At 51.0% G+C, this 5,160-nt stretch carries 1 protein-coding gene and 1 pseudogene; one reads left to right on the top strand and one right to left on the bottom strand.

From position 1 onward, the window contains the following. Position 1 precedes the first annotated feature (1 nt). Positions 2-4,819: a non-ribosomal peptide synthetase gene (locus tag L693_RS0117975; protein ID WP_269320854.1), complete on the top strand. Its 4,818-nt coding sequence runs from the start codon at positions 2-4 to the stop codon at positions 4,817-4,819. A 109-nt stretch (positions 4,820-4,928) separates the two neighbouring features. On the opposite strand, the pseudogene L693_RS0117970 reads toward L693_RS0117975, so the two are convergent. Beyond that, positions 4,929-5,160 (bottom strand): annotated as a pseudogene (locus tag L693_RS0117970) (alpha/beta hydrolase); the annotation flags it as partial.

Below are 5,160 nucleotides of genomic sequence, written 5' to 3'. Positions count from 1 at the left end.
CCTGCCGCAAAAAACAGACTCGTTCCGCACATGGGCGCAGCAATTGTCACTGCATGCGGCAAGTCCGACGATGGAACACGAACGGGAGTACTGGCGGCAGATCGTGCAGACGGCAGCAGCTATTGAACCGCTGCCGATGGATTTTGCTCACCCTACAGCCCAGGTTCGCGACAGCGAGACGGTAGTAGCTGGATGGAGCGAGGAAGAAACCTCGCTGCTGTTGAAGCAGGCTAACCACGCTTACAACACGGAAGTAAACGACTTGCTGCTGACCGCTTTGGGCATGGCAGTTCATGCCTGGACGGGAACGGAGCAGGTGCTGGTAAATCTGGAGGGACACGGTCGGGAACCGATCATTCCAGATACCGACATCACCCGGACCGTAGGCTGGTTTACGAGCCAATATCCGGTTGTACTGGAGACCGGGGCCGAACAGGAAATTTCTCGTAGCATTAAGCGTGTCAAGGAAGGGCTTCGCCACATTCCGAATAAAGGCATTGGATACGGGATTTTGGCCCACTTGTCCGATAACGGAGTAAACGGGGACGATTCCTTGCAGCTTAAGCCGGAAATCAGCTTCAACTATCTGGGGCAGTTCGACCAGGATTTGGACAGTAGTAAGCTGCAAATTTCGCCTTATTCAACCGGGGTTGCCATTAGCGAAAACAGCGTGCGGAATTATGTACTGGACATCAACGGCATGATTTCGGAAGGTACGTTGAAGCTGGCCATCAGCTATTGCGGAAATCAATACCGCAAGGAGACGATGGAAAAGCTGGCCGAGCTGATTCAAAGCAGCCTTCAGGCAATCATCCTCCACTGCGCGGGTAAAGAGCAGTCGGAGCTGACGCCAAGCGATTTGCTGCTTTCGGATCTCAGCCTGGAGGAACTGGAGCAGCTTGTGCAGCAAACCCGGCATGTCGGCGAGATCGAAAATGTGTACAAGCTGGCGCCGATGCAAAAGGGCATGCTGTTCCTGAGCCTGCTGGAGTCGAATTCGGGTTCTTACTTCGAACAATCGACTTTTGGCATCCGGGGAAGTCTGGACATGCAAGTATTCGCTCAAAGTCTGGATGCCTTAATGCAACGCCATGATGCACTGCGCACCAACTTTTACAATGGTTTGGCCGAGCCTGTACAAGTTGTATTCCGCAACAGGCAAAGTGATTTTTATTATGAGGATTTGCGCGGAATGGATCAGGCGCAGTGCGATGCGTATGCAGAGAACTTTAATGTCCAGGATCGGGCAAAAGGGTTTGACCTGACCCGGGATGCACTGCTGCGTGTCTCGATCCTCCGTACCGGGGAAGAAAACTACAGCCTAATCTGGAGCTTCCATCATATTATTATTGATGGCTGGTGCGTTCCGCTTCTGATGCAGGAGGTATTCGAGCACTATACGGCGATTCTGGAGCAAAGACAACCGAAGCTCCCACCAGCGCCATCCTACAGTACCTATATCGAGTGGCTGGATCGTCAGGATGCCGGAAAGGCTGCCGATTATTGGAGCAAGTACCTGGAAGACTATGAGCAGCAAACGCTATTGCCGCAAGTAAAAGCCCAAGGCAAAGTCGAAGGGTACAGGCTGGAATATACGATCTGCGATCTTGGCGAGGATATGACCAAGCAGATCGAACTGTTGGCCAAGCAGCATCAAGTAACGGTTAGCATGCTGATGCAGGCAGCATGGGGGATTTTATTGCAACGGTACAATAACAGCCGGGATGTCGTTTTCGGAAACGTGGTATCGGGAAGACCTGCGGACATACCGGGTATTGAGAATATGGTCGGTCTGTTTATCAATACGGTTCCCGTTCGCGTTCAAACAGAAGAAGGGGAGACCTTCGCGCAATTACTGAAAAAGCTGCAAGAGCAGTATTTGGCCTCGCACGCTTACGATACGTATCCGCTGTATGAAATCCAGGCGTTGACTGAGCAAAAGCAAAGCTTAATCAACCACGTCATGGTATTTGAAAACTACCCGGTGGAAGAGCGGCTCGGCCAGATGAGACAAAACGATCGGGATGAGATGGAGATTACCGTTCTCGAAGCATTCGAACAAACGAACTATGATTTTGTTCTTACCATTGAGCCGGGTGCACAGCTCAAGCTTCATATGAGATACAACGCGCTCGTGTTTGAAGCGGAAACCATCAGTCGGCTCCAGGGACATTCGGTTCGTCTGCTTGAACAAGTGCTCGACAACCCGCACATCCCGGTCGGCGATCTGGACATGATCACGGCGCAAGAGAAGGCGCAGATTGTGGAAGTGTGGGGAGATACGGCCAGCGGCTATCCGCGTGATAAAACGATTCACGAAATTTTTGAAGAGCAGGCCGAACGGACGCCGGAGCGAGTGGCGCTTGTATTCGAGGGCAGCCGATTAACTTATGGCGAGTTGAACGAACGGGCTAACGCCTTGGCCCGAACGCTGCGGGCCGAAGGTGTGCAGCCGGATCAACTTGTCGGTATCATGGTGGAGCGTTCATTGGAAATGATCGCAGGCATCCTTGGCATCCTCAAAGCGGGCGGCGCATATGTGCCGATTGATCCGGAATTCCCGGAAGAACGCATCCACTATATGCTGGAGGATTCGGGAGCGAAGCTGCTGCTTACCCAGGAACATTTGATGGAGCATGTTTCGTTTGACGGAAAGCTTGTCAATCTGGACGATCCGCAAACTTACAACGCCAATCGGTCGAACCTGGAGCCTGCGGCAGGATCGAATCACCTGGCTTACGTTATCTATACGTCGGGCTCTACCGGCAAGCCGAAAGGGGTTATGATCGAGCACCGTTCAGCCGTCCATACGTTAAGCCAGTTGGAACGCGAATATCCAATGCTGGAAAGCGACGCTTTCCTGTTGAAAACGACGTTTACGTTCGACTTCTCTGTGCCGGAGCTGTTCTGTTGGTTTTTCGGTCAAGGTACGCTGGTTATACTGCCGCAGGGCATAGAAAAAGATCCGACCGCTTTATTGCAAGCCGTGGAGGACAATAGCATCACACATTTGAACCTTGTTCCTTCCATGCTCAGCATATTGGTGCAATTTATGAAAGGAACGGGAGCTGCCAAAATCCGGACGTTGAAATACGTATTTGCTTGCGGAGAGGCGTTGCCGGCCAAATTAGTGGAGGACTACTATCAGTTGTCTCCGAATGCGCAATTGGAAAATATTTATGGTCCGACGGAAGCCACTGTCTACGCGACCAAATATGCAACGATCCGCGACACAGCTTATGCAGCGAATGTGCCGATCGGAAAGCCTTTTGACAACGTGCAGATTTGGATCATGGATAGCGCGAAACATTTATCGCCGATTGGCGTCGCCGGGGAGCTTTGCATCTCGGGAGAAGGTGTGGGACGGGGCTATCACAACCGTCCTGAGCTTACAGCTGACATGTTTGTTCCGCACCCATTTATACCGGGAGAACGGATGTACCGGACAGGCGACTTGGCTAAATGGCTGCCGGACGGAAACATTGAATACTTGGGCCGGATCGACCATCAGGTCAAAATCCGCGGCTACCGGATTGAACTGGGAGAAGTAGAAGCGCAAATTCTTAAAGTGCCGTCTGTACAGGAAGCAGTCGTTCTTGCACTCGCGGATGCGGCTGGAAGCACTCAGCTTTGCGCGTACTTTGTGGCTGAAGAAGGGCTTGCAGCGGGCGTATTACGTGAAGCACTGGCCAACGAACTGCCAAGCTACATGATTCCGACTGCGTTCGTACAGTTGGCACAAATGCCGCTGAATCCGAACGGCAAGCTGGATCGCAAAGCGCTGCCGGCACCGGAAGCACTGCTGCGGAGCACAGCCGAGTATATCCCGCCACGTACGCCGACAGAAGTCGAACTGGCGCATATTTGGTCCGAGGTACTCGGCGTGCAGGAAATCGGAGTCAAAGATCATTTCTTCGAACTTGGGGGCCATTCCCTAAAAGTATTGGGATTGATCCAGAAAATCTCGACCGGCATGGGCGTACAGCTTCCGCTCCAACTCGTGTTCAATCTTCCGACTGTGGAGGAAATGGCACAAGAAATTTTCAAGCTGCGGGCAAAAGCTGCTTCTGATGAAGAAGAAATGGAAATCCTCCACTTCCCAGGGAAGGGAGATCTCAAAGTGTTTTGTTTCCCTCCTCGGGTTGGCTACTCTCTGGGGTACTATGAGATGGCCAGGGAGCTGGAAGGGCATTGCGAAGTATACGGGTTCGAATTCATTGGCGATCGTGTTCAGGGTCAAGATATGCTGGATCGATATGTGGATGCCATTGAGGGGATTCAAGCAGAGGGACCTTATGTCTTCCTGGGCTACTCCCTCGGAGGAAATCTGGCCTTCGAGGTGGCCAAAGCCATGGAAAGCCGAGGTCATCAGGTCAGCGACCTCATTATGGTCGATGCGATGAGAAAGACATCCAAGGATGAATCGACACCAGAGCAGCTTGAAGAGATCGTCGAGATGGTGTTGGACAGCATTGAGGATCAGTACAAAGCATTCCTGGCCGATCCATCCGACAGGGAACGAGTCAAAGAGAAAATATTGATCTACTCCATCTATCGGAATGAGCTTGTTAACGAGGGTGAGGTTCAGGCGAATATTCATGCCTTGATTGCAGAGGACGATACCATTGGTCCAGTGACATCATCAGATAAACTGCTATGGCAACAGTCAACGCATGGTCAATACGAAGAGTACGGAATTATCGGTACGCACGATGTGCTGCTTGATTCCGGTTATGTCGGGGAGAATGCTAAAGTACTGAGACAGATACTTGGCAAGGTCGCAGAAGCATCATCTAAAAGCAAGCCCATATTGTCCTAAGATCAATCAACAATAATAAGTGTTGGGCAGCAAAGACGCCCGGGTTCCTTTTTATAGGAAAAACCCGGGCGTCTTTTGTGTTTTATGCAAACATCAGCATATAAAGCTGCTAATCATCTGTGTTTGTTTTAGTAACGGTGAATTGAGGACGAGGGGTAATGGAGATTAGCTCACGAATGACTTGGATGACAAGCTCTGGTTGATCATGGATAATCATATGATCGCTTTTCTTGGCAACAATAAATTTGCTGTTTGTAGAGATATTGAGCATCTCACGCTGCCCCATTTGCCAGCTGTTTTCGATTTGATCATTCCCGTTTTTACTTATACCGAACTGAGTC

Source organism: Paenibacillus sp. 1-18 (genome assembly GCF_000520755.1).
Lineage (GTDB): Bacteria > Bacillota > Bacilli > Paenibacillales > Paenibacillaceae > Paenibacillus > Paenibacillus brasilensis.
Note: the sequence above shows the minus strand (reverse complement) of the source record. Positions and strands in the feature narration are given on the sequence as shown.